The 563-nt window shown below is 28.6% G+C and carries 1 pseudogene; it reads right to left on the reverse strand.

What is annotated here, in order from left to right:
• Window positions 1–197: 197 nt before the first annotated feature.
• Window positions 198–563: pseudogene (locus AC27KL_RS28085) on the reverse strand (hypothetical protein); the annotation flags it as partial.

Here is a 563-nt window from a genome sequence, read left to right on the forward strand (position 1 = left end):
TAATTATGTATCTATAAAGAAGTTTTTTCTCTTATTCTCCCGTTTTGATTTATTTTTAGGCGGCAGCAGGGATTGAGATTTTAAAAATATTGTCATGAAAATGCGAATATACATGTAGCATACATACAATGAAGGCCGCCTTATAGGATGATACTTAATGGGCGGCCTTTGTTATGAATATACACTAAAATTGTTAATTAACTTCTCTTTTCTTTTTTTAGTTTTTCTATAGTTTTAAAAGCTTTAGAATATATACCTTTTACATTGTTTCGATCAAATTTATTATTTTTGATAGGGTAATCATATTTCCAAACTTTGTAACCATCTTTATCTGGGTTACTTAAAACACCTACCATATAACTTTGTGTATCTTGTACACGGTCGGCATATTGTTTATAGGTTAGTGAGTTATCTACAAATGGTAAAACAGATGCTTCTGATTCAACAAAAAAGAATGGTATATACCCATTTAAATATGTATCTTTGTATTCTTCATTCGCTGCTTTAGATAAGTAAGGTTTTGTAATAATAACTGCATCATATGACTTAAGATCTATTTTTTT

The organism is Paenibacillus sp. YAE3, from assembly GCF_057546105.1.